The 26,126-nt window shown below is 66.5% G+C and carries 20 protein-coding genes and 1 tRNA gene; 12 read left to right on the top strand and 9 right to left on the bottom strand.

From position 1 onward, the window contains the following. Window positions 1-18: 18 nt before the first annotated feature. The 8 genes from AC3ITW_RS17840 to fdnG form a co-directional block, all read right to left on the bottom strand. Window positions 19-114: transfer RNA gene (locus AC3ITW_RS17840), tRNA-Sec, on the bottom strand. 24 nt (window positions 115-138) lie between these two features. After that, window positions 139-2,070: a selenocysteine-specific translation elongation factor gene (gene selB, locus AC3ITW_RS17835; RefSeq protein ID WP_489389806.1), complete on the bottom strand. Its 1,932-nt coding sequence runs from the start codon at window positions 2,068-2,070 to the stop codon at window positions 139-141. Further along, a complete protein-coding gene (selA, locus tag AC3ITW_RS17830) occupies window positions 2,067-3,491 on the bottom strand; it encodes an L-seryl-tRNA(Sec) selenium transferase (protein ID WP_489389805.1) in 1,425 nt (474 codons plus the stop codon). Before selA ends, selB begins: the two co-directional genes overlap by 4 nt. A 3-nt stretch (window positions 3,492-3,494) precedes the next feature. After that, window positions 3,495-4,478 carry a formate dehydrogenase accessory protein FdhE gene (fdhE, locus tag AC3ITW_RS17825; RefSeq protein ID WP_012511995.1) on the bottom strand — a complete coding sequence of 328 codons (984 nt, stop codon included), beginning with the start codon at window positions 4,476-4,478 and terminating at the stop codon, window positions 3,495-3,497. Continuing rightward, window positions 4,459-4,623 (bottom strand): hypothetical protein, encoded by a 165-nt coding sequence (locus tag AC3ITW_RS17820; RefSeq protein WP_153676075.1) that lies wholly within the window; start codon window positions 4,621-4,623, stop codon window positions 4,459-4,461. The genes fdhE and AC3ITW_RS17820 overlap by 20 nt, the downstream gene beginning before the upstream one ends. 248 nt (window positions 4,624-4,871) lie before the next feature. After that, on the bottom strand, window positions 4,872-5,519 hold the full coding sequence (locus AC3ITW_RS17815; protein WP_006389639.1) for a formate dehydrogenase subunit gamma: 648 nt from the start codon (window positions 5,517-5,519) through the stop codon (window positions 4,872-4,874). Next, window positions 5,516-6,433, bottom strand: a complete 918-nt coding sequence (fdxH, locus tag AC3ITW_RS17810) for a formate dehydrogenase subunit beta (RefSeq protein WP_012511993.1) — start codon at window positions 6,431-6,433, stop codon at window positions 5,516-5,518. The genes AC3ITW_RS17815 and fdxH overlap by 4 nt, the downstream gene beginning before the upstream one ends. 10 nt (window positions 6,434-6,443) lie before the next feature. Further along, complete coding sequence (fdnG, locus tag AC3ITW_RS17805) at window positions 6,444-9,512, bottom strand: formate dehydrogenase-N subunit alpha (RefSeq protein ID WP_489389804.1); 3,069 nt, start codon at window positions 9,510-9,512, stop codon at window positions 6,444-6,446. Window positions 9,513-9,803: 291 nt separating this feature from the next. Between fdnG and gmk the strand changes: the two genes are divergently transcribed. From gmk to AC3ITW_RS17765, 8 genes are all read left to right on the top strand, one after another. Next, window positions 9,804-10,469: a guanylate kinase gene (gene gmk, locus AC3ITW_RS17800; protein ID WP_006389578.1), complete on the top strand. Its 666-nt coding sequence runs from the start codon at window positions 9,804-9,806 to the stop codon at window positions 10,467-10,469. Between the two features lie 110 nt (window positions 10,470-10,579). Then, a complete protein-coding gene (gene rpoZ / locus AC3ITW_RS17795; protein ID WP_005410877.1) occupies window positions 10,580-10,879 on the top strand; it encodes a DNA-directed RNA polymerase subunit omega in 300 nt (99 codons plus the stop codon). Between the two features lie 106 nt (window positions 10,880-10,985). Next, entirely contained in the window at window positions 10,986-13,148 is a 2,163-nt protein-coding gene (locus AC3ITW_RS17790) for a RelA/SpoT family protein (protein ID WP_006389575.1), read from the top strand. 332 nt (window positions 13,149-13,480) lie between these two features. Beyond that, entirely contained in the window at window positions 13,481-13,867 is a 387-nt protein-coding gene (locus AC3ITW_RS17785; RefSeq protein WP_012511991.1) for a RidA family protein, read from the top strand. A gap of 7 nt (window positions 13,868-13,874) precedes the next feature. After that, window positions 13,875-15,986: an ATP-dependent DNA helicase RecG gene (gene recG / locus AC3ITW_RS17780; RefSeq protein WP_065723802.1), complete on the top strand. Its 2,112-nt coding sequence runs from the start codon at window positions 13,875-13,877 to the stop codon at window positions 15,984-15,986. Between the two features lie 486 nt (window positions 15,987-16,472). Continuing rightward, on the top strand, window positions 16,473-17,411 hold the full coding sequence (locus AC3ITW_RS17775; protein WP_489389803.1) for a nucleoside hydrolase: 939 nt from the start codon (window positions 16,473-16,475) through the stop codon (window positions 17,409-17,411). A gap of 87 nt (window positions 17,412-17,498) precedes the next feature. Further along, window positions 17,499-17,741, top strand: coding sequence for a type B 50S ribosomal protein L31 (locus tag AC3ITW_RS17770; RefSeq protein ID WP_006389217.1), 243 nt, complete (start codon window positions 17,499-17,501; stop codon window positions 17,739-17,741). A 296-nt stretch (window positions 17,742-18,037) separates the two neighbouring features. Then, window positions 18,038-19,315, top strand: a complete 1,278-nt coding sequence (locus tag AC3ITW_RS17765) for a citrate synthase (protein WP_489389802.1) — start codon at window positions 18,038-18,040, stop codon at window positions 19,313-19,315. Between the two features lie 149 nt (window positions 19,316-19,464). On the opposite strand, the gene AC3ITW_RS17760 is transcribed toward AC3ITW_RS17765, so the two are convergent. Beyond that, window positions 19,465-20,238, bottom strand: coding sequence for an AraC family transcriptional regulator (locus AC3ITW_RS17760; protein ID WP_489389801.1), 774 nt, complete (start codon window positions 20,236-20,238; stop codon window positions 19,465-19,467). Between the two features lie 93 nt (window positions 20,239-20,331). On the opposite strand from AC3ITW_RS17760, the gene AC3ITW_RS17755 reads away from it, so the two are divergent. The 4 genes from AC3ITW_RS17755 (at window position 20,332) to AC3ITW_RS17740 (ending at window position 26,111) form a co-directional block, all read left to right on the top strand. Further along, on the top strand, window positions 20,332-21,090 hold the full coding sequence (locus AC3ITW_RS17755; RefSeq protein ID WP_012511986.1) for an alpha/beta fold hydrolase: 759 nt from the start codon (window positions 20,332-20,334) through the stop codon (window positions 21,088-21,090). Window positions 21,091-21,686: 596 nt separating this feature from the next. Next, on the top strand, window positions 21,687-22,187 hold the full coding sequence (locus tag AC3ITW_RS17750) for a CS1 type fimbrial major subunit (RefSeq protein WP_012511984.1): 501 nt from the start codon (window positions 21,687-21,689) through the stop codon (window positions 22,185-22,187). A gap of 61 nt (window positions 22,188-22,248) precedes the next feature. Further along, window positions 22,249-24,981, top strand: a complete 2,733-nt coding sequence (locus AC3ITW_RS17745; RefSeq protein WP_489389800.1) for a TcfC E-set like domain-containing protein — start codon at window positions 22,249-22,251, stop codon at window positions 24,979-24,981. Then, on the top strand, window positions 24,978-26,111 hold the full coding sequence (locus AC3ITW_RS17740; RefSeq protein ID WP_489389799.1) for a CblD like pilus biogenesis initiator family protein: 1,134 nt from the start codon (window positions 24,978-24,980) through the stop codon (window positions 26,109-26,111). Before AC3ITW_RS17745 ends, AC3ITW_RS17740 begins: the two co-directional genes overlap by 4 nt. Window positions 26,112-26,126: the final 15 nt, after the last annotated feature.

The following is a 26,126-nucleotide window of genomic DNA, read 5'->3' as shown; positions in this document are numbered from 1 at the left end:
CTCCTGCGGAAACACGAATGGCGGAAGGCAGCAGGAGTCGAACCTACCAGGGAACGATCGACGCCCCCTACTGGGTTTGAAGCCCAGCCGCATGCCCGGATGCGCATGCCTTCCGAAAGTACCGCGATGCCGGTGGGCTCAGTCGCGGGCTGCGTTCCACTGCAGGTCGCCGCGCGGCCGATGCTGGTCACCGACGCGTCGAGTGTAGCCAACGCGATTGAAGAACTCCAAGATCTGGATGCTGCGTTTGCGGCCCAGCCCGATGGCATCGCGGAACGCCGCCGCATCCACCGTGCCGCTGGCCTGTGACAGCTGCGCGACGATCGCGGCCAGCTCGGCGATGCGGGCCGGTGCATAGAACAGGTCGGGCACCACCTGGAACAGTTCGCCGCGCGCGGCAGCGCGGCGCAGGACCGCGCGGAGCTCATCCTCGGCCAGGCCGATGTCGGCCCCCAGGGTACGTACCCACGGCGGGTCGAAACCGCCCGCGTGCAGTTGCGGCAGCACGCGTTCGAGCAGCAGGCGTTCGCGTTCCGGCGGTGCGTGATCGTGGCCGGGCAAGCGCCACCATGTGCCCGCGCGCTGCACGCTGCCATCGTCGAGCAGGTCCTGCAGCAGGGCGTTCCACAGGCTGGTTGCCAACGCAGGCAGGGTGCTGCGCTGCAGGCGGCCACCGTCGACGCCGGGTTCGTCCGGGCGTCGTTCATGCCAGCCGCGCAGCGAGGCGATCACCTGCTCGCGCAATGCCTGCCAGTGCGAGGTAAGGATGATCACCGTGCCTTCGCGGGTGGCGATGCGGCGCGCGTCGTCGGGCAGGTCGATCCGGTCGGCGGCGCGCCGGCAGTAGCGCTGCAGAGCGCCGAGGGGGATGCCGGAAGGGGCCTGCCGCAGCAGCGGGCCAACCCCTGCTCCGGCCGCCAGTTGCTCCAGTGCACCCAGCAAAGCAAGGCGAGCCAGGCTGCGCCGACGCCGCTGCGGAGGATCCGGATCGAGCACGACACCCCCGCCCAGGGTACGGGTCGCGGCCGAATCGCGGGCAATGAAGCGGTCACCGCACATCGCGCAGACCGGTGCATCGAACACCAGCTGCACGAGCTGACCATCGCCGTGGTCATGGTCCTCCAGCAGCACCACGTGGGCCTGCCGGTGCATCGTTCCCCAGTGGATATGCAGTGGCGCCCAGTCGCGCAGGGGGGCTTCCCGCGCGGAAAGCCGCAGGCGCACGTCGACGCGGGTGGTGGCCAGCAGCGCACGTGGGTCGGCGATCCAGTCACCGCGCGTGATGTCGTCGCGGGCGATGGCGGCCAGGTTCAGCGCGCAGCGCTGCCCCGCCAACGCCTGTTCGCTGGCCTGGTTCTGCGCGTGGATGCTGCGCACGCGAACGTCGGTGGCGGCCGGCATCAGCTGCAGATGTTCGCCAACAGTAGCCACGCCGCCATGCACTGCGCCGGTCACCAGCGTGCCGTGGCCGGCCAGCGAGAACACGCGGTCCACCGGCATGCGGAACAGTTCGCTGCGCAGTTCGGCCTGGCGCGTGCTGGCATCGTCCGCAGCCCACGCGTGCAGGCGGGCACGCAGTGCGCTGACACCTGTGTCTTCAGGTGACGTGCTGTTACAGGCGAACACGGGGGCGTCCTGCAGTGGCGTGCCGGCCAACAGTGCAGCGATCTCGATTTCGATCCGGGCGAGGCGTGCGACATCCACGCGGTCGATCTTGGTCAGCGCCACCGCGGCACGGTCTACGCCCAGCAGCTGCAGGATCGCCAGATGCTCGCGGGTCTGCGGCATCACACCGTCGTCGGCGGCGATCACCAGCAACGCGACGTCGATGCCGGTGGCTCCGGCCACCATGGTGTGTACGAAGCGCTCGTGGCCGGGCACATCGACGAAGCCCAACGTGGCAGCGGGTCCTTCTCCGGCGGCGGCTTCAACGGCGACATAGGCGTAGCCCAGTTCGATCGATATACCGCGCGTGCGCTCTTCCTGCAGGCGGTCGGTCTCGATGCCGGTCAGTGCCCGCACCAGGCTGGTTTTGCCATGGTCGATATGCCCGGCGGTGCCGACGATCATGCCTGCAGCGTGCTCCATTGCGCGAGGAAGTCGGCTTCGTCCGCAGGCTCGAGACAGCGCAGGTCCAGCCACAATGCGTCATCGGCGATGCGGCCCAGTATCGGCCGTGGCAGCTGGCGCAGGCGCTTGGCCAGGCGATCCAGTCCGCCTCGGCGTGTACTGGTGATGCGCAGTCCGGCACTGGCCAGCTGTACCTGCGGTTGCGCACCGCTGCCGATCTGGCTGTGCATCGCCGCGCGTTCAAGGCCGTACTCCGATGCCAACCCGTCTTGCATCGGCCGCAGCAGGCGCTGTGCCTGCGCATCGATGTCGTCCTGCGTGCGCGACAGGGTGCGCAGGGTCGGCAGCCTGTGCGCCAGCAGCTCCGGTTCGCGGTACAGGGCCAGCACCGCTTCCAGCGCGGCCAGCCCCATCTTGTCCATGCGCAGCGCCCGCTTCAGCGGGTTGCGGTTGATCCGTGCAATCAGGTCGGCGCGACCGGCGATGATGCCGGCCTGCGGTCCGCCCAGCAGCTTGTCACCGCTGAACGAAACCAGGTCGGCACCGGCCGCCAGCGTTTCCTGTACGGTCGGCTCGTGCGGCAGGCCGAACAGGGCCAGATCACACAGGCTGCCGCTGCCCAGGTCCACCACCAGCGGCAGGCCATGCTCGTGCGCGATCGTCGCCATCTTCGCGGTCTCGACCTTGGCGGTGAAACCGGAGATCGCGTAGTTGCTGGCGTGCACCTCCATCAGCAGCGCGGTGCGCGCACCGATGGCGTTGGCGAAGTCGGCCGGATGGGTGCGGTTGGTGGTACCCACTTCCAGCAGCCGCGCGCCGGCGCTGCGCATCACATCGGGAATGCGGAAGGCACCGCCGATCTCCACCAGTTCGCCGCGCGACACCACCACGTCGCGGCGGTTGGCCAGGCTGTTGAGCAGCAGCAGGACCGCTGCCGCATTGTTGTTGACCACGGTAGCGGCTTCGGCGCCGGTCAATTCGCAGACCAGCGCCTGCACCCGCGCATCGCGGTCGCCGCGGCGGCCACGGCCGATGTCGAATTCCAGATCGACCGGTGCGGTCATCGCGCGGGTCACCGCCCGTACCGCAGCCTCGGGCAGCAGGGCGCGGCCCAGATTGGTGTGCAGTACGGTGCCGGTCAGGTTGTACATCGGCTGCAGGTCCAAGCGTGCATCGGCGGTGAACGCTGCGTTGAGTGCGGCGACCAGCGCCGGGCCGTCCACCGCCTGTTGCAGTTGCTCGGCGGACAACTGCCCGCTGCTGATCCGATCGCGTAGCTGCTGCAGGTGCGAACGCAGCAGCTGGGTGATACGGCTGCGGCCGTGGCCTTCAATCAGTTCGGACAATGCCGGCTGTCGCAGCAGCCGATCCAGCGAGGGCAGGGCAGCGGCGGATGCCGGAGCAGGAGGCGTGCGTGGCATCGGTCAGTCGCCGTCGGCCTGCCACAGCAGCGGGTTCTGGCTGGCACGCGCGTAGCCTTCCTCGCCCAGCAGCAGGTCCAGTGCGAGGGTGCCCAGATCGTCGGCCACCGGTTCCAGCATCGGGTCTTTTTCCAGGTACAGGATCTTGCGGTAACTGTGGCAGTGGTCGCAGGTCTCGGCGCGCACTGCGCTTTCGCGCACGGCGTGGCCGGCGTCGCCATCCACATCGGCCAGTGCACGGTAGGCGATGTCCTTGCCGGCGGTGCCGCATTGGCTGCACTGCACGCGCACGTAGTGCCACTGGCAGGCGCACAACGCGCACGACAGGTAGCGATAGGACGCATAGGGTGGGCGTGCCTGCACCACGCTTACCACCGGCAGGGTGCCGCACAGCGGGCACAGCCCGGGTGCATCGGCCAGCGGCTTCAGATCGGCCGGGCGGAAGCTCTCGGCCAATACCACCCAGTACACCTGCAGCGCCGTCATCACCAGCAGCGCAGCCACCGCATCCAGCGACGGCGCGTCGTCCCGCTCCAGCACCGCGTGCGCCTGCGCATCCAGCCACGCGTCATCGGCAGCGGCAACGCGTTGCAGTTCCTGGCGGGTTTCCGCCGGCAGGCCGGCTTCATCGGCACAGTGTTGGCACAGCGTGCGCAACCATCCGCGCCAGCGGTCGTCGAGCTGCAGGGTGTTGGCGGGACGCAGCGGCATGCCGGCGCCGGCCGCAGCGCTCGACTGCTGCGCGCGCGCCTGTACCTGCAGCGCTTCACGTTGCTGCGGCGTCAATTCATCCAGCAGCGCCTGCTGCGCTTCGGCCAACGCCGCCAGCAACTGCAGGTAACCGCCGATGGCACTGTGCGCGGCCAGGCTGCGCAGGCGTGCTGCGCGATCGGAGAACAGGGACGCAGCATCGGGCAGGATGATGCGCGGAACATCGCGCGAGGCCAGCGTCTCGATTTCACCGGGTTCAAGGATGCGTTGCGCCATGCAGGGCCAGCCGGAAGAACCAGCCTCCATCCTCGCCGTTGTCGGCGCTGGCGTCCAGCGTGCTGCCGGCCATTTGAAAGGTTGGGGTCAGATCCGTTTTCCTCTGGAAAACGGATCTGACCCCATCGGTTGCTGCCGTGTTCATCGTGTCGACCAAGGTCGACACCCACCAAGAGCAACGCAGAACGCCGTCCCGACAGATCGCAGGAAACTGTCGAAGGCGGGGTGGGTCCGGTTGCGGGGGCGTGAGCCGCATGGATGCGGCGACCGAGCTTACATGGACGTACTTGCAGCGTCCCCCGCAACCGGACCCACTCCGCCATCCCCAGGAAACCCGCTTTTGCCGTTGACGTTGACGTTGATTTTGCGGGTGCAGGGCCGCAGGCCCTGCCGTCAACCCTCTCCCCGCCGTCCGCGCAGGATGTCCCGGAACCACTGCCGGTGGTGCTTGTACGCCCACCCATAGGTCACCTTGCCCTGGGTCATCGCCCGCACCGAACCCTTGATCCAGATCGCCGCGTAGATGTGCACCACGATCGCGCAGATCAGCACCCAGCCGAACAGCGCATGGGCAAGCACCGAGAAGCGGATCACCCCGATCGGGAAGAAGTGGCTGAAGTACTGCCGCCAGATCACGAAGCCGGTCAGCAGCAACGCCGACAGGCAACCGATGATGGCCCAGAACAGCAGCTTCTGGCCGGCATTGAAGCGGCCTACCGGCGGCAGTTTCTCGTCCTCGTTGCGCAGCACATCGCGCATGCCGCGCATCCACTTGCCATCGTCGGCGGTCGGCAGGTTGTCGCGCCACATGCGGAACGCCAGCAAGGCGAAGCCCACCACCATCACCAGGCCGATGAACGGGTGCAGGATGCGCGTCCACGGCCCCCCGCCGAACAGCTGGGTCAGCGGGAACAGGGCAGGGTGGAACAGGGCCAGCCCGGACAGCGCCGTCAGCACGAAGCAGATCGCCACGATCCAGTGGTTGATGCGGGTCGGCGCGCGGTAGCGCACGATCTGCCGCGGGTGCGGGGCGTACTTCATGGCCGCTGCTCCTCTTCGATCTTCTTCGCCTCGTGCTCGGCCTCCTCCTCTTCCTCATCGTTCACCGTGTTGCGGCCGATGCCGATGTAATGCAGGAAGCCGGCGAAGGCGGTGGCGGCAATCGCCAGCACGCCCAGCGGTTTGGCGACGCCCTTCCACACTTCCACCATCGGGCTGATGCGCGGGTCCTTGGGCAGGTCGGCGTACAGCTCGGGCTTGTTCACGTGCTGCAGCACATACATCACATGGGTGCCACCCACGCCCTGCGGGTCGTACAGACCAGCGTTCTCGTAGCCACGGGATTTCAGGTCTTCCACGCGCCCGGCGGCATGCTCGGTCATCGCCTGCTTGCTGCCGAAGGTGATCGCACCGGTCGGGCAGGTCTTCACGCAGGCCGGTTCCTGGCCCACCGCCACCCGGTCCGAACACAGCGTGCACTTGTAGGCCTTGTGGTCCTTCTTGGAAATGCGCGGCACGTCGAACGGGCAGCCGGTCACGCAGTAGCCGCAGCCGATGCAGTTCTCTTCCTGGAAGTCGACGATACCGTTGGCGTACTGGATGATCGCACCCGGCGACGGGCAGGCCTTCAGGCATCCCGGGTCGGCGCAATGCATGCAGCCTTCCTTGCGGATCAGCCACTCCAGCTTGCCCTTCTCGTCCTCGTACTCGCGGAACTTCATCACCGTCCACGACTGGTCGCTCAGGTCGGGCGGGTTGTCGTAGCTGCCAACGCAGCTGCCGACCTCGTCGCGCAGGTCGTTCCACTCCATGCAGGCGACCTGGCAGGCCTTGCAGCCGATGCACTTGCTCACATCGATCAGCTTGGCGACCTGGCCGGTATGCGCACCACGTGCCTCCGGCGAGGGCGTGGTGGTGGCCGAGCGGCGGATGATATCCAGGGATTGCAGTGACATGGCGTGTCTCCTACACCTTCTCGACCTTGACCAGGATGCACTTCGACTCCGGCGTCTGCGAATTGCCGTCACCGATGGCGTTGGTCAGCGTATTGGCGATGTATCCGGGCTTGGCCGCACCGAGGAAGCCCCAGTGGATCGGCACGCCCACCTGGTGCACGGTTTTGCCATCAATCTGCAGGGCCTTGATGCGCTTGGTCACCATCGCCACCGCTTCGATGTGGCCGCGCTTGGAACTGACCCGCACACGGCTGCCGTTGTTGATGCCCAGCTCGTCGGCCAGGGCCGCGCCGATCTCGACGAACTGCTCGGGCTGGATGATGGCGTTGAGCTTGCCGTGCTTGGTCCAGAAGTGGAAATGCTCGGTCAGCCGGTAAGTGGTGGCTACATGCGGGAACTCATCCGGCGAACCGATCTGTGCGCGATCGCTGGCGAACACGCGGGCCGCCGGGTTGTTCAGCGTCAGTGCCTGGCCGGGGCTGAGCGGGTTGCTGCGCAGCGGCGTATCGAACGGTTCGTAGTGCTCCGGGAACGGCCCCTCGGCCATGCCGGCCTTGGCGAAGAAGCGGGCGATGCCTTCCGGGTTCATGATGAACGGCCCCATCCCGCCTGCGGGATCTTCGTCGGCCTTGAAGTCCGGCACGTCCACGCTGCCCCAGTTTTTCCCATTCCATGCCAGCAGCGTGCGGCGCGGGTCGAACGGCTGGCCGGCCACGTCGCACGAGGCGCGGTTGTACATCACGCGGCGATTGGCCGGCCACGCCCAAGCCCAGCCCAGCGTGTTGCCGATGCCGGTGGGGTCGCTGTTGTCACGCCGCGCCATCATGTTGCCGGTCGGGCCCCAGGCACCGATGTAGATCCAGCAGCCGGAGGCGGTGCTGCCGTCGTCGCGCAGGTCGCCAAATGCGGCCAGCTGCTCGCCGGCCTTGCGCACCAGCTTGGTCGGGTCCTTCGGATCGAACACGTCCACCAGTGCCTTGCCGTTGTACTCCATCGCCAGTTCTTCCGGCGTCGGCAGTTCCGGGTTGGAATACTTCCAGGCCAGGTCGCGCACCGAATCCCACCACGCACCACCGTCCTTTTCGTACATCGCTTTGATGCGATGGAACAGCTCGGACATGATCTCGATGTCGCTGCGCGCTTCGCCCGGCGGATTGGCCCCCTTCCAGTGCCACTGCAGCCAGCGCGAGGAATTCACCACCGCGCCGTTTTCCTCGGCGAACGAGGTGGTCGGCAGGCGGAACACTTCGGTCTGGATCGTGCCCGGGTCGACGTCGTTCAGTGCGCCGTGGTTCTGCCAGAACGCGATGGTCTCGGTTTCCAGCGGGTCCATGCTGACCATGAACTTCAGCTTGGAGAACGCACTGATCAGCTTGCCCTTGTTCGGCGCCGAGGCCAGCGGGTTGAAGCCCTGGCAGATGTAGCCGTGGATCTTGCCTTCGTTCATCAGCTCGTACGCCTGCAGCATGTCGTACGGTTTGTCGAGCTTGGGCAGATGGTCGAAGCACCAGTTGTTGTCCGCAGTGGCGGCGTCGCCCCACCACGACTTCATCAGGCTGACGTGGAACTTCGGGTAGTTCTGCCAGAACGACATCTGGTTGGCGCGCAGCGGCTTCTGCGTGCGCTTGGCGATGTAGGCGTCGTAGTCCTGCTCGTCCTGCTTCGGCAGGGTCAGGTAGCCGGGCAGCAGGTCGGACATCAGGCCGATGTCGGTCAGGCCCTGGATGTTGGAATGCCCGCGCAGCGCGTTCATGCCACCGCCGGCCACGCCGATGTTGCCCAGCAGCAGCTGCACCATGGTGCCGGCGCGCACGTTCTGCGCACCCACCGAGTGCTGCGTCCAGCCCAGCGCGTACAGGATGGTCATCGCCTTGTCCTTGCCGGCGGTGGACGCGATCATGTCCCAGACCTGGCGGATGCTGTCGGCCGGCGTGCCGCAGATGCGTTCGACCATCTCCACGGTGTAGCGCGCGTAGTGCTGCTTGAGCAGGGTGTAGACGCAGCGTGGGTCCTTCAGCGTCGGGTCGCTGCGCACGAAGCCATCATCGCCATACACGTAGTCCCAGCTGGAACGGTCGTAGCTGCGCTTCTCTTCGTTGTAGCCCGAATACAGGCCGTCCTTGAAGGCGAATTCGTCCTTCACCAGGAACGACATGTCGGTGTAGTTCAGCACGTACTCGTGCTGGATGCGGTCCTCGGTCAACAGGTAGTTGATCAGGCCGCCCAGGAACACGATGTCGGTGCCGGTGCGGATCGGCGCGTACACGTCGGCCACCGCGGCCGAGCGGTTGAAACGCGGATCGACCACGATCAGCCGGGCCTTGTTGTGGGCCTTGGCCTCGGTCACCCATTTGAACCCGCACGGATGCGCCTCGGCGGCATTGCCACCCATGATCAGCACCAGGTCGGCATTCTTGATGTCGACCCAGTGATTCGTCATCGCACCACGGCCTAGCGTCGGGGCAAGACCTGCCACCGTCGGGCCGTGTCAGACACGTGCCTGGTTGTCGAATGCCAACATGCCAAGGGAGCGCACGACCTTGTGGGTCAGCACCGCGGTTTCATTGCTGGTGGCCGAGGCGGCCAGCATGCCGGTGGTCAGCCAGCGGTTGACCGTCTGCCCGGCTTCGTTCTGCTGCACGAAGTTGGCATCGCGGTCTTCCTTCATCAGCCGCGCGATGCGGTCCAGCGCATCGTCCCAGCTCAGCCGCTTCCACTCGTTCGAGCCCGGCGCGCGGTACTCGGGGTAGAGCAGGCGCGACTTGCTGTGGATGATGTCGGCCAGTCCGGCACCCTTCGGGCACAGCGTGCCTCGGTTGACCGGATGGTCCGGGTCGCCCTCGATATGGAAGATGCTCGGCTCGGCGTTCTTGGCGCCATCGCCGAGGCTGTACATCAGGATGCCGCAGGCCACCGAACAGTATGTACAGGTGTTGCGGGTCTCGGTCGCGCGGGTCAGCTTGTACTGCCTGACCTCCGCGAGCGCGATGCCGGGCGCGAAGCCCATCAATGCCAGACTGGAGCCGACCAGGGTTGTCCCGGTCACTTTCAGGAACTGGCGGCGGCTCATCGAGGGCATGCCGTTCTCCTGGGATGGCGAGGAGGCGCAGGCCTCCGGGCTGTCGGTGGGTACGGCCCGGTTATAGCACAGGCCCCCGCACGCCCATGTGGCACAAGGCCCGGCAGCCCGCTGGCCGGGCGCGGAAAGGGGCGCCTCTGCTAAAGTTGCGTGCCCGCACCCCGGGGAGCCGTCTGCCGGGCCTGGTTCCAGGATGTTCCGCGCAGCCCCCGCCGTCCTGGCGCGATCCTCCGCGCCGGATCTGGAACACTGAGGAAAAATTTTGCGAAATCAACCAGTTGGGTTCCGCGCATGAGCGCCCCGTCGAAGCCGTCGGACGCCGTTGCGCGCGGCACGCTGTACATCGTTGCCGCCCCCTCCGGTGCCGGCAAGAGCAGCATCGTCAATGCCACCCTGGCGCGTGATCCGCAGATCGCCCTGTCGATCTCCTTCACTTCGCGCGCCATGCGCCCGGGTGAAGTGAACGGCAAGCACTACCACTTCGTCAGTGCCGAGAAGTTCGAGCAGATGATCGCCGCCGGCGACTTCTTCGAGCATGCCTGGGTGCACGGCGACTGGAAGGGCACCGCCCGCCAGTCGGTGGAACCGCAGCTCGCTGCCGGCCAGGACGTGCTGCTGGAGATCGACTGGCAGGGGGCGCAGCAGGTACGCCAGCTGGTGCCGGGCACGGTCACCGTGTTCATCCTGCCGCCGTCCAAGCAGGCCCTGCAGGACCGCATGCGCAAGCGCGGGCAGGACAGTGAGGCGGTCATCGCCCAGCGCCTGGGTGCCGCCCGTGACGAGATGCTGCACTTCAACGAGTTCGACTACGTCATCGTCAACGAGGTGTTCGACACCGCCGTGGACGAGCTGTGTGCCATCTTCACCGCCAGCCGCCTGCGCCGGGAGGCCCAGAAGGTCCGCCACGCCGGCCTGATCCAGGCGCTGCTGACCCCTGATCCGGGCGCAACTGACTGATTCCAAAAGAATCGGGTGGGGGTTGGCTTGATTTTGTCCAGCCCCTGCCAGTACACTCCGTCCCCTTTCCCTCATTCGACTGAGCGGCCGACCGGTCGCCGGGAGCCCGTATGGCCCGCATCACCGTAGAAGATTGCCTGGAAGTCGTTAACAACCGTTTCGAACTGGTCATGATGGCTTCCAAGCGTGCCCGCCAGCTCGCCAACGGCGTGCAGGCCACGCTGGACAACAGCGAGACCGAGGACAAGCCGACCGTGCTGGCACTGCGCGAAATCGCCGCCCGCAAGATCGACAACGCGCTGATCGACGAAGTCGAGAAGGCCGAGCGTGAGCGCGCCGAGCGCGAAGCGCTGGAGTGGGCCGCCGCCGAAGTGGTCGCCGACGAAGACATGTCCAAGAACGACGATTGATCGCATCGATCAAGGTCATTGCTGGATACGCCGAACAGCCCGCCCCGTGCGGGCTGTTTCGCATTCAGGATTTGCCGTAAACGGCGCACTGGCATAGGCTTCGGGCATGAACCCAGGCCCCACTGCCAAGGTCGCCGCAGTCCCCGCTGCCGCCGTACCCGACTACGTCCTCCAGCTTGAACGCGCCGCCCACTACCTGCCGCCCGAGCAGCTGCCGCTGCTGCGCCGCGCCTGGGAAGTCGGCGCCGCCGCGCATGCTGGGCAGACGCGCAAGTCGGGCGAGCCCTATATCACCCATCCGGTGGCCGTGGCCCAGGTGCTGGCCGAGCTGGGCCTGGACGTGGAGGCGCTGATCGCCGCGATCCTGCACGACACCATTGAAGACACCCCGCTGACCCGTGAGGCGCTGTCGGCCGAGTTCGGTGAGGCCGTGGCCGAGCTGGTCGACGGCGTGACCAAGCTGGACAAGCTGAAGTTCCGCGACCGCCAGGAGGCTGCCGCCGAGAGCTTCCGCAAGATGCTGCTGGCGATGTCGCGCGACCTGCGCGTGATCATGATCAAGCTGGCAGACCGCCTGCACAACATGCGCACGCTGGGCGCGCAGAGCCGCGAGGCACGTGGCCGCATCGCCCGCGAGACGCTGGAGATCTACGCGCCCATCGCCCAGCGCCTGGGCATGAGCCTGGTCAAGAGCGAACTGCAGAACCTCGGGTTCAAGGCGCTGTATCCGTGGCGCCATGCCATCCTGGAAAAGCACATCCGCAGCCAGCCGGTGGTGCGCCGCGAGGCGCTGGCGCAGGTGGAAGTGCAGTTGTCGCAGCGCCTGGCCAAGGAGGGCATCGAGCACCGCCTGGTCAGCCGCATCAAGACGCCGTGGAGCATCTACAACAAGATGCACGAAGAGAACAAATCCTTCGACCAGGTGATGGATGTGTTCGGTTTCCGCCTGGTCGTGCGCAGCGTGCCCAGCTGCTACCACGCGCTGGGTTCGGTGCACGCTACCTTCAAGCCGCTGGATGGGCGCTTCCGCGACTTCATCGCCATTCCCAAGGCCAACGGCTACCAGTCGCTGCACACGGTGCTGTTCGGGCCGTATGGCTCGCCGATCGAAGTGCAGATCCGTACCGAGGAGATGGACCTGATCGCCGAACGCGGCGTGGCCGCGCACTGGACCTACAAGTTCGGTGGTGATTCGCCCAACAGCGCACAGAGCCGCGCGCATGCCTGGATCGTTGAACTGATCGACTCGCAGCGTGCTGCCGGTTCGTCGCTGGAGTTCCTCGACAACGTCAAGGTCGACCTGTTCCCGGACGAGGTCTACCTGTTCACCCCAAAGGGCAAGATCCTGGCGCTGCCGCGCAACTCCACCGCGCTCGATTTCGCCTATGCCGTGCACACCGACGTCGGCAACATGGCGGTCGCTTCGCGCGTGGACAAGAAGCTGGTGCCGTTGCGGACCAAGCTGGTGTCGGGCCAGTCGGTGGAGATCATCACCGCGCGCTCGGCCACGCCGAAACCGCAGTGGCTGGAATTCGTGGTCACCAGCAAGGCGCGCACCGCCATCCGCCACCAGCTCAAGCAGCTGGAGCACGAAGACGCCGTGCAGCTGGGGCATCGCATGCTCGACCGCGCGCTGGAAGCGATGGATTCCTCGCTGGAGCGGCTGCCGAAGGGACGCCTGGATGCGTTCCTGGCCGAGCACCGCTTCCCGCGTCTGGAGGCGCTGCTGGCCGAGGTCGCGCTGGGCAACTGGATGCCGACCCAGGCGGCACAGGCGCTGATGGCCTACGCCGAACTGCGTGGCGGCCCGCATTCGCGCCACCACTCGCAGGAAAAGATCCTGATCAACGGCAGCGAGCGCGGCGTGGTCACCTTCGCCGGCTGCTGCCAGCCGATTCCCGGCGACGAGATCATGGGCTACCACACCGCCGGCAAGGGCATCGTGGTGCACCGCATGGACTGCCCGAACCTGGCCGAGCTGCGCAAGTCGCCCGAGCGCTGGGTGCCGATCGGCTGGGACACCACCGTTTCCGGCGACTACGACACCTCGCTGGTGGTGGAAGTGGAGAACGGCACCGGCGTGCTGGCGCAGCTGGCCGCGGCCATCGCGCAGAGCCATTCCAACATCGAGCGCGTGGATTACCTGGACCGCGACTTCAACGCCGCCGTGCTGGCGTTCAACATCCAGGTGCGCGACCGCAACCACCTGGCCGAAGTGATGCGCCGCCTGCGCCGATTGTCGGTCGTGCAGGCCGTGCGCCGCCAGTAACACGAACCCGGGGTCGGATCCCTCTCCAACGGAGAGGGCTCTGACCCCATTGAATCCCGCTGCAGGTCCACACAAATGCGTGGATGATTGCGCGCTCGCCGGGAATGGCCCGTCGCTACCGGTTGCATTGCAGTAGATCCATGCCATGCGTGGATGTTCCCGGTAGTGCCGGCCGCTGGCCGGCAACCTCGCGATGTCGGCAAACGTTCATGGAGTTGCCGGCCAGCGGCCGGCACTACCGAAGCGGCGCGGTAGATCCACGCCATGCGTGGATGCGCCCCCACCCGGTACAATCACCGCTCTGTTTTCCCCCAAAAGCACCGGAGCGACCCATGTCCCGCCAGATCATCAACACCGAAAAGGCCCCGGCCGCCATCGGCCCGTACTCGCAGGCCGTGCGCGCCGGCAACACCGTGTATTTCTCCGGCCAGATTCCGCTCGACCCGGCCACCGGTGACATCGTCGGCGCCGGTGACGTCGAAGCCCAGGCCCGTCGTGCGTTCGACAACCTCAAGGCGGTTGCCGAAGCCGCCGGCGGCTCGCTGGACAAGGTCGTGCGCCTTGGCCTGTACCTGACCGACCTGGGCGAGTTCGCCAAGGTCAACGCCGTCATGCAGGACTACTTCCAGGCCCCGTTCCCGGCCCGTTCCACCATCGAAGTCTCCGGCCTGCCGAAGGGCGCCAACTTCGAGGTCGACGCGGTGATGGTCATCGACTGACCGCCACGTGGCACGCAAGGCGGCGGTCACCCCGGTCCTGTCACCGTCCGGCGAAGCATCGCTTGCGATGCTCGCCGGCGTCGGTCCGGCCGTGGCCGCCAAACTGCAGGCGCGTGGCCTGGCCACCCTGCAGGATCTCTGGCTTCATCTGCCGCTGCGCTATGAAGACCGGACCCGGCTGACCCGCATCGAAGACCTGCGCAACGGCGTGCCGGCGCAGGTGGAAGGGCGGGTGGTCGCGGTCGAGCGCGGCATGCGCTACCGGCCGATGCTGAAAGTGGCGGTGGAAGACGAAGGGCAGGGCACCCTGGTGCTGCGCTTCTTCCACTTCCGCCAGCAGCAGGTCGGACAGTTCGCGGTCGGCAACCGGCTGCGCTGCTTCGGCACGCCCAAACCCGGCCACCTCGGCCTGGAAATCGTCCACCCCAGCTACCAGGTGCTGGGCCGCAACGACGATCCCGAACTCGGCGACCGCCTCGACCCGGTGTATCCCACCGTCGAAGGCGTCGGCCCGATGACCATGCGCAAGCTGATCGGCCAGGCGCTGGATCGCCTGCCCGAGGAAAGCACGCTGGAACTGCTGCCCAGTGGCTGGCTGGATGGACTCGGCCTGCCGTCACTGCGCAGCGCCCTGCTGACCGTGCACCGGCCGCCGCCGGATGCCGACCTGGCCGCGCTGGCCGCAGGCACCCATCCGGCGCAGCGCCGGCTGGCAATGGAAGAGCTGCTGGCCCACCACCTCAGCCTGCGTCGCCAGCGGATCGCCTTGCAGGCACACCACGCGCCGCCGCTGGCCGGTCCCGGCAAGCTGGCCAAGGCACTGCTGAAGCAGCTGCCGTTCGCGCTGACCGGCGCACAGGCGCGTGTGTTCAAGCAGATCCGCGAAGATCTCGCCCGCCCCAGCCCGATGCTGCGGCTGGTGCAGGGCGACGTCGGCTCCGGCAAGACCGTGGTTGCCGCACTGGCGGCGATGCTGGCGGTGGAGCAGGGCAAGCAGGTCGCACTGGCTGCCCCTACCGAACTGCTGGCTGAGCAGCATCTCAACAACCTGCGCGGCTGGCTGGAGCCGCTCGGCGTGCGCATCGCCTGGCTGGCCGGCAAGGTTACCGGCAAGGCGCGCGCCAAGGTGATGGAGCAGGTCGCCAACGGCGAAGCGCAGGTCGTGGTCGGCACCCACGCGCTGATGCAGGAGGCGGTGGTGTTCCAGGACCTGGCCCTGGCCATCGTCGACGAGCAGCACCGCTTCGGCGTGCACCAGCGATTGGCGCTGCGCGACAAGGGCGCGGGCGGCAACAGCGTGCCGCACCAGCTGGTGATGACCGCCACGCCGATTCCACGCACGCTGGCGATGTCCGAGTATGCGGACCTGGATGTCTCGGCCATCGATGAGTTGCCACCGGGCCGCACGCCGGTGCAGACGGTTGCATTGAACAATGATCGCCGCCCGGAACTGATCGAACGCATCGCGCTGGCCTGCCAGGAAGGGCGACAGGTGTACTGGGTGTGCACGCTCATTGAAGAAAGCGAAGAGTTGGATGCCACCCCGGCGCAGGCCACCTACGAATCGCTGCAGGCGCTGCTGCCGGGTGTGCGCGTCGGGCTGGTGCATGGCCGGCTGAAGGCGGCGGAAAAGCTGGCAACGATGGTGGCGTTCAAGGCCGGCGAGATCGACCTGCTGGTGGCCACCACCGTGATTGAAGTGGGCGTGGACGTACCGAATGCCTCGCTGATGGTGATCGAGAACGCCGAGCGCCTCGGCCTGGCGCAGCTGCACCAGCTGCGCGGCCGCGTGGGTCGTGGTTCGGCGGTCTCGCGCTGCGTGCTGTTGTACCAGGCGCCGCTTTCGCAGATGGCGCGCGAGCGTTTGCAGACCATGCGCGAAACCAACGATGGCTTCGTCATCGCCGAGAAGGATCTGGAACTGCGCGGCCCCGGCGAACTACTCGGCACCCGCCAGACCGGCCTGGCCGGTTTCCGCATCGCTGATCTTGCGCGCGACGCCGGCCTGTTGCCCGGCGTGCATGAGCTGGCAGAGCGCCTGCTGGACCAGCAACCCGCGCTGGCCGATCGCGTGGTGCAACGCTGGATCGGCACCGCCGTGCGTTACGCCTCGGCGTAAGCGCACGGAGCGCACGAAGAACCGGTAGTGCCGGGCCATGCCCGGCGGCCCTTCGCGCCCCCCCTGTAGAGCCGAGCCCACGCTCGGCCGCTTTTCGCGCTGCGCGCGTGAGTCGAGCGTGGCTCGACTCTACAGAGAGCCGATTCGATCATTTACATGTTCCTCCACGCATTGCGTGGATGTGTCGGCCAAGGTCGACACCTACCAGAGCAGAACGCCGTTCCGACAGGTCGCGAAATCTGTCAAAGGCGGGGTGGGTCCGGTTGCGGGGGCGTGAGCCGCATGGATGCGGCGACCGAGCTTACATGGACGTACTTGCAGCGTCCCCCGCAACCGGACCCACCCCGCCATCCCCAGGAAACCAGCTTTTGCCGTTGCTCCGGCCTCTGCAGGTGCAGGGCGCAGCCCTGCCGAACCCCAACCTCCCGTACTTGCAACGGTCATCATCCCGGTCCACACTTCGTTGCCGATCTGAAGACGGCAACGATGACCCACAAGATCCCCCTGTTGATCGACACCGACCCCGGTGTGGACGACGCCCTGGCCCTGCTGATGGCCTTTGCCGATGAACGGCATGACGTGGTCGCCCTGACCATCGCCGCCGGCAATGTCGGCCTGCAGTACACCGTCCGCAACGCCCTCAAGCTCTGCGACATCGTCGGCCGCACCGACGTGCCGGTGTTCGCCGGCAGCCCGGATCCGCTGCTTCATCCCTCCGTCGACGCCGCCCACGTGCATGGCCGTGACGGCTACGGCGACGTTGATCTGCCACCGCCGAGCCGCCAGGCCGACGCCGAACACGCGGCGCTGGCCATCCTGCGCCTGTCGCACGAGCACGCCGGCGAACTGATGCTGGTGATGCTTGGCCCGCTGACCAACCTGGCACTGGCACTGAAGCTGGACCCGACCCTGCCCGAGCGCATCAAGCGCATCGTGGTGATGGGCGGCGCGGTCACCTGCCACGGCAACATCACCCCGGCCGCCGAATTCAACATCGCCTTCGATCCGGAAGCGGCACACGTGGTGTTCACCTCGTTCAAGCACCTGCTGGTGTCGGACTGGGAGGCCACCGTCGCCCACGGCCTGCCGCTGCAGGACGCCGAAAAATGGCTGCAGGCCGATTCTGACCGCGCCCGCTTCTACGAGCTGATCTCGCGCAAGACCCGTGGCCTGTCCGAAGACAGCAAGGGTGGCCGCTGGTACACCGCCGATGCACTGGCCATGGCCTGGGCGCTGAACCCGGAAGGGCAGCTGCAGGTCGAGTCGCGGCCGCTGAACGTGGAGCTGAACGGTACGTTCAGCCGCGGCGCCACCATCGTCGACTGGAACCGCCAGACCGGCCAGCCGGACAACTGCGATCTGCTGATGGCCTACGATCAGGCCCGTTTCGAGGCCCTGGTACGCCAGGCCTTGGGCGCCGCCTGAGCCGGATGCCGGCAACCGGTTGCCCCGAGGGGCAACCGGTGCTTATAATGCCGCTCTTGACCACCAGCCCATTTACGGTGTGAGCCCATGAAGGCCGATATCCATCCGAACTACCGCGACGTCGTCTTCCATGACGTCACCTCCGATTTCAAGATCCTGACCCGCTCGACCATGAGCACGAAGGAAACCATCAAGTGGGAAGACGGCAACGACTACCCGCTGGTGAAGGTTGAAATTTCCTCTGCTTCGCACCCGTTCTACACGGGCAAGCACAAGGTCATCGATACCTCGGGCCGCATCGACAAGTTCCAGAAGCGCTACGCGCGCTGATCTGTCGATCCAGCTTCGAACCGACGGCCGCGCTCTGCGCGGCCGTTTGTTTTTCCCCAACGCCTACCCAACGGGCGTTTGGATGGACGGAACACTGCGTTCGGATGACAACGCTTTTGCCGATCCGGGCCGCTCAACGGCCGGCGTCTGGCCGCCTGTCGTATACGACTTCTGTCTAGCGCCGGGCAAATGCTGCTGTGCGATAATGGCGTGATCCCCGGCACAGGCCGAGGACGTCATTCACGTGCCTGACCAATGCGCTTGGGCAGGCGCCTTCCCATGAAGGAGCGCACACAGTGTCCGATCTTGATCAGGTCACGCTCAACGCCGGCGATAAGTCGGTCGTTCTGCCCGTCATCAAACCCACCCTTGGCAACGACTGCGTCGACATCGCGAAGCTGACCAAGGAAACGGGGTACTTCACCTACGATTCCGGTTTCACCGCGACGGCCAGCTGCAAGTCCGCCATCACCTACATCGACGGCGACAAGGGCGTGCTGCTGTACCGCGGCTACCCGATCGAACAGTTGTCGGAAAAGTCGAGCTACGTCGAAGTGGCCTACCTGCTGATCAACGGCGAGCGCCCGAGCGCCGAACAGCTGAAGGCCTTCACCGACGAGCTGGCGGCTGAAGCCAACGTCGATCCGTCGATTAACACCCTGATCGGCAGCTTCGCCAAGGATGCTCATCCGATGGCCATCCTGACCGCCGCCATCGCGCAGCTGTCGGGCATCTACCACGCCTCGCTGGACCTGTCCGACGCCGAACAGCGCCGCCAGGCCGCTGTGCGCCTGATCGCCAAGGTGCCGACCCTGTCGGCGCTGATCTACCGCCACGGCAAGGGCCTGCCGGCCAACAAGCCGGACACCTCGCTGGACTACGTCAGCCGCTTCCTGAAGCAGACCTTCGAGTCGGCTGATGGCCAGTACGATCTGAACCCGGACGTGGTCAAGGCGCTGGACCTGCTGTTCATCCTGCACGCCGACCACGAGCAGAACGCCTCGACCTCGACCGTGCGCCTGGTCGGTTCGACCGGTGCCAACCCGTACGCGTCGGTCGCCGCTGGCGTCACCGCGCTGTGGGGTCCGGCCCACGGCGGTGCCAACGAAGCCGTGCTGAAGATGCTGGAAGAGATCGGCACTGCCGACAATGTCGAGTCCGCTGTGCTCAAGGCCAAGGACAAGACCTCCGGCTTCCGCCTGATGGGCTTCGGCCACCGCGTCTACAAGAACTTCGACCCGCGCGCCAAGGTCATCGGCGAGATGACCGGCAAGGTGCTCAAGCAGCTGGGCGTGCAGGATCCGCTGCTGGACGTGGCCGTGAAGCTGGAACAGGCCGCGCTGCAGGACGAGTACTTCGTCGCCCGCAAGCTGTACCCGAACGTCGATTTCTACAGTGGCATCATCTACAAGGCGCTGCAGATCCCGACCGAAATGTTCACCGTCATGTTCGCTCTGGGCCGTACTTCCGGCTGGGTCTCGCATTGGCTGGAACAGCAGGTTGACCCGGAAATGAAGATCGGCCGTCCGCGCCAGGTCTACACCGGCAGCGACGTGCGCGACTACCAGGGCTGATCGCCCCGCGTAGGTTGTGCCGAGAACGCCCCGCATCCGCGGGGCGTTTTTTTTGCCCCGATCGCGTTCGGCGGAGGGTGGCTGCGGACCGTCGACGGGTGGTGGGTGCGGACCGTTGGTCCGCACGGCAACCAAACACCTGCCCGGCACTACACCTCTGAATACCGGCTCGGCGAACACCCCAGTTCGCGCCGGAACGCGGCGGAAAACGCGCTGGGACTCGCATACCCCAAGTCCAGTGCCACGCGTGTCACCGCCTGCCCCTGACCCAGCCGTTCGATGGCTGCCAGCAGGCACACCTGCTGCCGCCACTCGGCAAAACTCACTCCGGTGTCCGCGCGGAACGTCCGCGTGAACGTGCGTCGGCTCATGCCTGCATCCGCAGCCACCTCATCAAGCCCGATGGCGAGCGAGGGCGCATCAAACAGTGCCCGGCAGACGCGCGCCAGGCGTGCATCGGCAGGCAACGGCGCATGCAGGGAAAGCATCGGCATCGACCCGATCTCCGCCACCAGCAACTGCATCAGCTTGCCCGCACGCCCGTCCTCGTCATACAGCGCGGGCAGGTCCACTGCGCCTTCCAGCAGCTGCCGCAGCAACGGCGAAACGGCATATACGTGGCACTGTGCCGGCATCGCCACCGCGGCGGCCGCGTCGGTGGAAAGGAATGCGTTGAGCATCGTCACCGGCCCGCGCATCGTCATCTCGTGGGCCAGTCCGGCCGGTACCCAGCAGGCGCGCCGTGGCGGCACCAGCCAGTGCCCCTGCGGTGTCGTCACGCTGATGGTGCCGCGCGCGGCGAACGCGAACTGCCCGCGTCGATGGGCATGGCGGGGAAAGGTGGACGACGCTGCATAGTCGTTCGAGGTGACCACGACATCGCGCGGCAGGTCTTCGTAGGGATCGAGCAGTGAATTGCGCATGGCCCGGATTCTATAGCGGTTGACCTGTCATCGACGGTGGGCCGGGCCTGCGCTGCCTAGCATCAACACTCCTCCTCACTGCGGCAATGCTTCATGGCCAATACCTTTCATCGCGTGGGGCAGGGGCCTCACTCCGTCCTGGTCCTGCATGGCTGGTTCGGCGACGCACACGCGTTCGAACCGATCGAGCCATGGCTGTCACGCGACCACTTCAGCTACATCTTCATGGACTGCCGTGGCTACGGCGGCATGCGCGATGTGGCGGGGCAGTACAGCATCGACGAAATCGCCCGTGACGCACTCTCGCTCGCCGATGCACTTCGACTGGCGACATTCAGTGTGGCGGGGCATTCCATGGGAGGCATGGCCATCGAGCGCATCGCCGTGCTCGCGCCCCAGCGGGTGCGCTCCATGCTGGCCATCGCACCCGTCCCCTGTGGTGGCATTGCCTATGACGCATCCACGCGAGGACTTCTGGAGAGTGCTGCCGGCAGCGTGGCCAGCCGAAGGGCCATCATCGATCGCAGTACTGGCGGCAGACTGCCTGCAGCCTGGCTGGATTGGAAGGCCCGCTATTCAATGCAGCACTCCGCGCCTGACGCGTTTGCTGCCTATCTTCCCGCGTGGGCAGATACCGATTTCAGCGACGAGATCGTTGGCGAGCACCGGTTGAAGGTGCTGATAGGCGGGCACGATCCGACCTTCAACCGATCACTGATGGAGCGCACCTATCTGCGCCGCTACCGGCAGGCCACGCTGCAGGTTCTGGAGGATGCAGGACACTACCCGATGAATGAGACACCGTTGGTACTGGTGGAGGCAATGGAGTCCTTCCTGTTGTCATCGCCTTGATCGAATAGGAGATCGACGACGATCTGCCGACGGAGGCCATCGGATGGGTACGGTGGTGGAACCGCATGGCGAGGTCGACACGCATCGGTTCAAGCCGACCGACATCGATGTTGATCGCGTGACCGTGGTGCCCGCAGGCTGAGGCTCGCGCGCACAGCGCGAACAGCAGTCGAGCATGGCTCGACTCTACAAAGGCGAGGCAATGGGGTTTGTTGTATTCAACGCGTGAGGGAAGTTGCATAACCTTGTCTGTAGATCCACGCCATGCGTGGATGAACCACTGTAGAGTCGAGCCATGCTCGACTCGCACGCATAGCGCGAACAGCAGTCGAGCATGGCTCGACTCTACAAAGGCGAAGCAATGAGATTTTTTGCATTTACCGAATGAGGGAAATTGCATAAGCCTGGAACGTTGAACTCATTCAAAGATTCTTCTTAACGCTCAACGTTTTAGGAATGCTTGAATGGCCGGCAGGACAATGGGTTCCTAACATTCTCTCCGTCGCCCGCAACCACCTCTGCGGGCGGCGCCTCCCTCCCTTTCTCCTTTGGGGAGGGGGGCTTTCTCATTCCCCCTTGTCCGAGAGAGACAACCCATGCACGCCATTCTCAAGAAGGCCGCGCTCGCTGCAGCGCTGGCCACGGCTTCGCTGTCCGCGCACGCCGTGGAAACCAAGATCACCGTCTATGCCGACGTCGACCCGACCCTGGCCCTGCTGCGCGACGACGGCAGCGCATTGCCGGACGCCGTCACCCTGACCCACGATCCGCTGCGTGGCCTGATTCCGGACACCCAGCACGTGCGCATCCACTCCAACGATGACACCGCCGATATCGAAGCCAAGATCGGTGGTGCGTTCGTGCTGGCCAACGGTGACGGTACGGTCACCGTGCCGATGAAGGTCAGCCTCAACGGTCGCGATCTGGGCCTGACCCCGATTGAATACGCTGCGGCCGATCTGTTCACCGGTGCCGGCTCGACCCCGGGCGCGTCGATCTCGATGCCGCTGGTCATCGCGCAGACCGCTCCGGCACCGCTGACCACCCAGGGTCGCTACTCGGGCGTCGTCAACATCGTGCTGAACCAGAAGCCCTGATTCAACGCGGTTCCTGTGCCGGCCCCTGACTCGGGCCGGCCGCTTCTCCAGCGGTACCCTCATGACCCCACACGCCCCCGCCATCACCCGGCTGGCGGTCGCGCTCGCCCTGGTGCTGGCAACGCCGCTGGCGGCGGCGCGCGGCGTCCCGCCCGGCTTCGAGGATCTGGTCGAAGGCCAGACCGAACAACTCGACATCCAACTGTTCGGCCGCTCGGCCGGGCTGTCGCCGGTGCGCGTGACCCTTGAACACGTGCAGCTGGAAGATCCGGCAGGCGTGCTGCAGGCGCTGGATCTGCCCGTCGAGGCGCAGGCCGCGCTGCTGCCCGCGTTGTCCCAGCCGATGCCGCGCAACAGCCATCTGGCCTGCCGCTTCGGTGGCGCTACTGCCGGCTGCGGCTATCTCGATCCACCGGACGACCCCGCCGCCGTGCGCGCGCTGTACGACGAAGGCGAGGGCGCGGTGCGCCTGTTCGTCGCCCGCCAGTGGATTCCGGGCAAGCCGGCTGCCGAACGCTTCCACACCGTCAGCGCCAACGCCGAGAACGCCTTCCTGCACCAGCAGGTGATCAATGTGAGTGGCAGCCGCGATTACCAGACGCTGTCCGCGCGTGGCACCGGCGTGCTGGGCTTGTTCGATCGCGGGCATGTCTCCGCCGAATGGAACTTCAACCAGCAGCGCTACCGCAGCCGCGGCAGTGACAGCGCGTTCCAGTTCGACAACGTCTACTACCGCCATGACCTGGGGCAGGCGCATTACCTGCAGGCCGGGCGCATGGACCGCCGCAACCTGTCCAGTCCGCAGGGCGGCACCTTCAGTTTCAGCATGCTGCCGCTGGATCGCCTGCAGGGCCTGCGCGTGGGCACCACCCAGGCCTATGTGGACGCCGATGCCGCCGTGCAGGCCACGCCGCTGACCGTGCTGCTGGCGCGCGACGCACGCGTGGATGCCTACGACGGCACGCGCCTGCTGCAGACCTCCTACCTGCAGGCCGGCATCAACCAGATCGACACCCGTAACTTCCCGTTCGGCAACTACACCATCACCCTGCGCATCTACGAAGACGGCGTGCTGGTGCGCAGCGAAGACGCGCCGTTCGACAAGGGCGGCGACTGGACCAACAGCCAGTGGCAGTGGTTCGTGCAGGGCGGCAAGCGCAACGAGCGCCGCAGTGATCGCTTCGATGGCGAACGCGTGGCCGTGGCCGGCATGCGCGTGCCGCTGGGCCGCGACGTGGCGATGGTGGCCGGCGCCGCCGACCTCGGCGGCTTCCGCTATGGCGAGCTGCGCGTGGACCTGCGCCGCCTGTATGCCACCCAGGAACTGCGCGCCAGCTTCGGCGGCATGCGCGGCAACGATGGCAGCACCGGCCAGCAGCACCAGCTGTCGTACCGCCGCACCGCGTCCTGGAATATCTACCAGCAGCGCATGCGCGGCAAGGCCTGCCAGTTCGAAGCCGACGCCCGCGACCAGTTGGGCTGCACCAATTCGCTCAGTGCCTCGATGGCGCTGCCGCTGGCCGGTGGCAGTGCCTATGTGGGCTACACGCGGCGCCAGACCTGGCGCGCGGGACGCATCCTGCCGGGTGCGGAAGACGATCCGCTGGCCGGACTGGACCCGTTGCTGCCACCGCCACCGCCGTGGCAACCGCGCCGCGAGCCGCAGCTCAGCCGCACCTGGCAGGCCAGCTTCAGCCGCAGCCATCGCTGGCAGGATTTCAGTGTCTCCACCCGCGTGGGTGTGTGGCAGCAGCGTGCCAGCGACAGCCTGCGCGGCAGCGATCAGCGCGACCTCGGCATCTACTTCAACCTGAGCCTGACCCGCCTGCTGCGCGGCACCGCCGGCAGCGGCCAGCGCCGGTATAGCGTGGACGTGCGGCAGCCGCAGCACCAGCGCCCGGACATCAACTACAGCGTTGGCCACAGCCTGCGCCAGGAAGTCGATGCGCAGTACCGCGAGCTGTCGGCCGAACTGCGCGCCAACAACAGTGACCGCTACAGCGCCACGCTCAGCGGCCAGCTGCAGAACAGCCTGGGTCAGAGCGGCGCCACGCTGGCGCACTACCAGCAGCGCGGCCGCAGCGAGACCGCCTACAGCGGCATGCACAGCTCCGGCTTTGCACTGGGCAAGCGCGGCTTCTACTGGAGCGGCAGCAACGGTGCCGATGCCGGCTTGGCCGTGCAGGTGGCCGACACCGACGATGTCGACCTGCGTGGCGTGGCGGCCGAACTGCAGGTGGGCGGCCTGCGCCGTCAACGCCTGCAGATTGGCGAGCGCCGGTTGCTGCCGTTGTCGTCGTACCAGTCGCACCGTGCCGAAGTACAGGACGCCAGCACGCTGGACAGCATCGCCGCCATCCGCGTGAGCGGCGTGGGTGGCGCACGGCCGATGTTCCTCAGCCCCGGGCGGCTGATGCGCATGCCGGTGCCGATCGAGGTGACCTACACCTTCATCGGCAACGCCAAGGATCTTGCCGGAGCGCCGCTGGGTGGCGCCCGCATCCTCAACGCGCCGGTGCCCGGCACCAGCGCCAACGGCGGCTTCGTTGCCGACTTCCCGCGTCGCGAGACAACGCTGTACCTGCTGCAGGACGACCGCCTGCTGCACTGCCCGCTGCAGGTGCGCGAGCGCCGCCAGGTGGTGCTGCTGGTGGGCGCCGTGCACTGCGAGCCGCTGGCCGTGGCCCAGCTGCCGGCCGAGATCCGCCAGCAGGCCCGGGTGACCCGCCTGCTGCAGGAACGCGCCTTGATTGCCGCCACGCCCCAGACCGCTGCTGCAGGAGGAACGCAATGAACCGGCGTGTGTTGTTGGTGTTGATGCTGGTGTGTGCGCTGGCGGTGCTGGCGCCGAGGGCGTGGGCGCAGTGGCCGCCGGAAACGCATCCGAGGGATCAGAGCAGGGACATCGTGATGACCTGGGATCGCTCGGCCGTGCCGGGTGATGTGGAGCTGTGGGCGCCGCGGACGGTGTTGGGGTTCAGTCACGACCTGGCGATGAAGTACGGGCAGATCCATGTGGTTTGTGGGTCTGCTTCTGACCCTGAGTTTGGACGGTGTCCGACGGAAGGAACTCCGGCGATATCTACAGGAACAACTGAGATCGCATTGCGCCTTGTAGAGCTGCGGACGGGGCTGCATGCGGAGATTCGGGCATTGGGAAGCCTGCAGCGGGCTATGTCGGGCTATCGCTGTGGTTTCGATTACTGGGACGGTGAGCAGCGCAAGCTGAACGCAACCTACTGGTACCGATGTGGAGCGGATGAACCGATCGGTACAGGTGCGGCTATGACGGTTCCGGCGTCTGAGCTTGCGAGGCTCGTCGCAGGCCACTGGAGGGCCACGATGCGCCTGAACATCAAGGCCGAACCAGCCGCCGCACCGGTCGCCACAGCCACCTTCAACTTCGACTTCACAGTCACCGACTACGACGCCATCTCGATCTACTTCCCCGGCTTCGACGGCGTTGCACCCCTGGTCAACATGGACCTGCGCTACGACCCCATCCGCAAGGTCGTCGCCGGGCGCAAGGACGTGGATATGTGTCTCTACGACGGCGTGGGTTCGCAGAGCGAATTCCTCGGCGTCACCGTGCGCGACAGCGGGCCGCGGCCACCGCCGGGGCGCGACTTCGCGGTCTGGCATCAGGACGGCGGCAGCGACGACACCCAGCGCCTCGACTACCAGGTCGGCCTGAACTACGGCGGCAATCTGCTGGCCATGAAGCACGGCGAGGAACAGCTGCTGCGTGGCATCGACAGCGCGCAACTACGCATGGTGCTGCTGCCGGGCATCAGCCAACCCGTGTACTGCGTGCCCACGCCGCTGACGCTGGAAACACCGCCCACTCCCATCGCCAGCAAACGTCCCGGTCTCTACGACGGCGAGCTGACGGTAGAGCTGCGCGTCCCGACCGCCAAACCCTGATCCCCACGGAGGCTC

The organism is Stenotrophomonas sp. KH_052, from assembly GCF_057838755.1.
Note: the sequence above shows the minus strand (reverse complement) of the source record. Positions and strands in the feature narration are given on the sequence as shown.

Excerpts from the sequence above, each read along its gene's own strand:
- AC3ITW_RS17745 (WP_489389800.1), top strand. The coding sequence starts at position 22,249 with ATGACCCCACACGCCCCCGCCATCACCCGGCTGGCGGTCGCGCTCGCC.
- fdhE (WP_012511995.1), bottom strand. The coding sequence starts at position 4,478 with ATGGCGCAACGCATCCTTGAACCCGGTGAAATCGAGACGCTGGCCTCG.
- AC3ITW_RS17760 (WP_489389801.1), bottom strand. The coding sequence starts at position 20,238 with ATGCGCAATTCACTGCTCGATCCCTACGAAGACCTGCCGCGCGATGTC.
- AC3ITW_RS17740 (WP_489389799.1), top strand. The coding sequence starts at position 24,978 with ATGAACCGGCGTGTGTTGTTGGTGTTGATGCTGGTGTGTGCGCTGGCG.
- selB (WP_489389806.1), bottom strand. The coding sequence starts at position 2,070 with ATGATCGTCGGCACCGCCGGGCATATCGACCATGGCAAAACCAGCCTG.
- rpoZ (WP_005410877.1), top strand. The coding sequence starts at position 10,580 with ATGGCCCGCATCACCGTAGAAGATTGCCTGGAAGTCGTTAACAACCGT.
- AC3ITW_RS17790 (WP_006389575.1), top strand. The coding sequence starts at position 10,986 with ATGAACCCAGGCCCCACTGCCAAGGTCGCCGCAGTCCCCGCTGCCGCC.
- AC3ITW_RS17815 (WP_006389639.1), bottom strand. The coding sequence starts at position 5,519 with ATGAAGTACGCCCCGCACCCGCGGCAGATCGTGCGCTACCGCGCGCCG.
- gmk (WP_006389578.1), top strand. The coding sequence starts at position 9,804 with ATGAGCGCCCCGTCGAAGCCGTCGGACGCCGTTGCGCGCGGCACGCTG.
- AC3ITW_RS17770 (WP_006389217.1), top strand. The coding sequence starts at position 17,499 with ATGAAGGCCGATATCCATCCGAACTACCGCGACGTCGTCTTCCATGAC.
- selA (WP_489389805.1), bottom strand. The coding sequence starts at position 3,491 with ATGCCACGCACGCCTCCTGCTCCGGCATCCGCCGCTGCCCTGCCCTCG.
- fdxH (WP_012511993.1), bottom strand. The coding sequence starts at position 6,433 with ATGTCACTGCAATCCCTGGATATCATCCGCCGCTCGGCCACCACCACG.
- AC3ITW_RS17750 (WP_012511984.1), top strand. The coding sequence starts at position 21,687 with ATGCACGCCATTCTCAAGAAGGCCGCGCTCGCTGCAGCGCTGGCCACG.
- AC3ITW_RS17775 (WP_489389803.1), top strand. The coding sequence starts at position 16,473 with ATGACCCACAAGATCCCCCTGTTGATCGACACCGACCCCGGTGTGGAC.
- AC3ITW_RS17820 (WP_153676075.1), bottom strand. The coding sequence starts at position 4,623 with ATGAACACGGCAGCAACCGATGGGGTCAGATCCGTTTTCCAGAGGAAA.
- AC3ITW_RS17785 (WP_012511991.1), top strand. The coding sequence starts at position 13,481 with ATGTCCCGCCAGATCATCAACACCGAAAAGGCCCCGGCCGCCATCGGC.
- AC3ITW_RS17755 (WP_012511986.1), top strand. The coding sequence starts at position 20,332 with ATGGCCAATACCTTTCATCGCGTGGGGCAGGGGCCTCACTCCGTCCTG.